This window comes from Pantoea sp. Morm (assembly GCF_016643525.1).
GTDB lineage: Bacteria > Pseudomonadota > Gammaproteobacteria > Enterobacterales > Enterobacteriaceae > Pantoea > Pantoea dispersa.
Window position 1 is genome coordinate 1 of sequence record NZ_VOQX01000201.1, and the last position, 2,583, is coordinate 2,583.

Genomic DNA, 2,583 nt, shown 5'->3' on the forward strand with positions numbered 1-2,583 from the left:
TTGCCAGTCGCCAGCGGCATCACGGTACTGCCACTCCAGCGCCAGCGGCTGACGCACTATCACGCGCAGCGTGTCGGTACTGATGGTCAGACAACTGGCTTCTTCCTCCAGCGTAAAGCCGGGCAGGCTAAATCCGGCCAGGCTGTCGCGCGGACGCCCTTCCCACGGAACATCCTGTTCCGGCGCAATGCTCCAGGTGCGGTCCAGACTGTAGTTGCCGTGGCGCTTGATCACCACGCGGAACAGACCTTTTTCCAGCACGTACAGGCACAGATGGTGTTTGCCATCGACGTTAAGCACCACATGGTGACGATCAGAATGGGCTAAAGACCAGTTTTTTAAAGTTTTCATCGTTACCTACTTCATTGGGTCGCTGAACGACGCTCAGCAATAAACGCAATCAGGAAGACTGCACCGATCAGGTCAAAAAAGCCCATGGCGACAAACAGCGGGTTAAAGCCGATTTTGTCAGCCGTCACGCCAATCACCAGCGAAAACAGGAAGCTGGAGATCCAGGCAAATGAGCCGCGCATGCCATTCACCGTGGCCATCTGGCCCTTATCGAATTTTTCCACCACCAGCGCACTTAACATGCAGGAGATGATCTGATGACCAAAACCGCCAATTGAGATCAGGGCAATCGCGACATAGGGGTCTTTGGTCATCGCCACCAGTGCCAGCGACAGCATCAGAAAGGCGCCGGTGACCGAGCTGGCGACAACGGAATTTACCTGCCTGAAGCCAAACAGCCGGGTATAGATGCGCGTCAGGTAGCCGCTGGCTGCACTGCCGAGATCCGCCGCGAGGAACGGCAGCCAGGCGAACATGGCAATCTGTTTCAGGTCCATTCCCAGGTCTTTTGCCAGATAGAGCGGTACCCAGAAGCTCAGCACGCCCCATGCCGGTTCAGCCATAAAAGCGGGAATGGCGATACCGTAAAAACGCTTGTTTCTGGAGACGGTTTTCAGAGCTTTGAAGAAGGGCAGTTTGACCGCCGGTGGCTCATTATCCTGACGAATAAAGGCCAGCTCATCGCTGCTGAGATTCGGGTTACGTTCCGGATCGCGATACAACAGCCACCACAGCACCACCCAGCCCAGAGCCAGACAGCCGGTAAACAGGAATGCGCCCTGCCAGCCGAACGAGGCGTGGGCAAAGTAGATGATGGGAGGTGCCAGCATGGCGCCAATCGAGAAGCCGACGCCGGCCCAGCCGGCCGCGATCGGACGCTCTTTTTTCGGGAACCATTCACCAATCACTTTGGCGTTAGCCGGCGTGGCGGCCGCTTCAGCGCCGCCCATGACAAAGCGCAAAATGGCCAGGTGCAACCAGCTGGCGGCGCCGGCATGGAACAGACAGGCCAGCGCCCAGATGGTGGCGCAGATGAAGAAGCCGAGTTTGAGGCCAATGACGTCAATCAGCCAGCCGCAGATCGGTTGAAAGAAGGTATAAGCCAGCTGAAAAGCGCCGACTATCCATGAATATTGTTCTGTGGTGATGCCGAGACTGGTTTTCAGCTCGGGGGCCAGAATGCCTAACGAGTTACGGGTAATGTAGTTGACGGTGACGCCGGCCAGAAACAGCACCAGCACCCACCAGCGCAGATGACGGATGACGCGTTTCGTGCCGGTTGCGGCAATCCCTGGATTCAAACTGCGGTTCATCGGATTCTCCATTCATTATTAACAGCATGTGTGAGCAACGTCTGTGACTGCCTGGCCGGAGGTGGAGTCCATACCGGCCAGCGCATAACCCCTGGCCCTTGATTGCCGGGCGTGGCGTGATGCGTCCTGTTTTAACCATCCGCCGGGAGTGAACCACAGTTAGGCCAGGTGGTCGCCAGCCTGATGCGGTATTTGTGATCTGGTTAACCAAAATCATTTATCAGGTTGACTTCCGCCGATGAAAAGCTGAATTTGACGCTGCGCAGGCACTTTTTACGACTCAGAAAGCGCTTCGCTTGTAAAATTGGTCAACCAAAATGGAAGGGCTTTGAGAGTGATGCTCAGGCCCGCAGGAGAGAACGACATGAAGCAGACCTGGCGCTGGTATGGCCCTGACGATCCCGTTTCACTCGCCGATGCCCGACAGGCGGGCGCTACCGGCATTGTGACTGCCCTGCATCACATCCCTAACGGCGAGGTGTGGCCGGTGGAGGAGATTTTGCAGCGCAAAGCGATGATTGAGGCGGCCGGGCTGGTCTGGTCGGTGGTGGAGAGTGTTCCGATCCATGAGGAGATCAAAACTGGCAGCGGGCAGTGCCAGCAGTGGATCAGCAATTATCAGCAGTCGCTGCGCAATCTGGCGCAGTGCGGCATCCACACCGTGTGCTACAACTTCATGCCGATTCTGGACTGGACGCGCACCGACCTGGCGTTCGAGCTGCCGGATGGCGCGAAAGCGCTGCGCTTCGATCAGATTGAATTTGCGGTATTTGAGCTGCATATCCTGCAGCGTCAGGGAGCAGAAAATGATTTCAGCTCTGACGAGATAGCCCAGGCCGCTGCGCGCTTCGCCAGCATGAGCGAAGAGCACAAGCTGCGGCTGACGCGTAACATCATCGCCGGATTACCTGGCGCGGAA

At 57.0% G+C, this 2,583-nt stretch carries 2 protein-coding genes and 1 pseudogene; 1 reads left to right on the forward strand and 2 read right to left on the reverse strand.

Annotated features, from left to right (window positions below; all coding sequences use genetic code 11):
• Together FT726_RS26735 and FT726_RS26740 are read right to left on the reverse strand one after the other, a co-directional pair.
• Positions 1-351, reverse strand: a pseudogene (locus tag FT726_RS26735) (alpha-glucosidase); the annotation flags it as partial.
• 11 nt (positions 352-362) lie between these two features.
• Positions 363-1,664, reverse strand: coding sequence for an MFS transporter (locus tag FT726_RS26740; RefSeq protein WP_021509925.1), 1,302 nt, complete (start codon positions 1,662-1,664; stop codon positions 363-365).
• 364 nt (positions 1,665-2,028) lie between these two features.
• Between FT726_RS26740 and uxuA the strand changes: the two genes are divergently transcribed.
• A partial coding sequence (gene uxuA / locus FT726_RS26745; protein WP_346303790.1) for a mannonate dehydratase occupies positions 2,029-2,583 on the forward strand: 555 nt, incomplete at its 3' end.